This is a genomic window from Bacillus sp. SIMBA_074 (genome assembly GCF_046534555.1).
GTDB classification, from domain to species: Bacteria; Bacillota; Bacilli; order Bacillales; family Bacillaceae_G; genus Bacillus_A; species Bacillus_A mycoides.
The window spans coordinates 1-250 of record NZ_JAWRYM010000959.1 but is presented as its reverse complement, the minus strand read 5'-3'; the positions used below and the strand labels follow the sequence as shown (position 1 = coordinate 250).

1 protein-coding gene is annotated in these 250 nt (G+C 57.6%); it reads right to left on the bottom strand.

Annotated elements, in window-relative coordinates:
• Window positions 1-250, bottom strand: a 250-nt coding sequence (locus tag SB773_RS33620; protein ID WP_410594798.1) for an enolase C-terminal domain-like protein, incomplete at both ends; no start/stop codon positions are given.

Below are 250 nucleotides of genomic sequence, written 5' to 3'. Positions count from 1 at the left end.
GATACGCGCCACATCCACCTGAACGATGGAGCAAGCGCCCTTCTGCATATATTCGCGGAAATGGCGGATCGAATAGATTGATTCACCCACCGCAATCGGTGTCGGGGTGGAACGGGTCAGGCGGATGTGCCCGTCAAGATCATCCGCGGGAAGCGGTTCTTCGATCCACGCCACATCAAGCTCTTTCAGGCGCTCGGCGCGGCGAATGGCTTCGTCCACCGTAAAGCCCTGATTGCAATCGGTCATGATC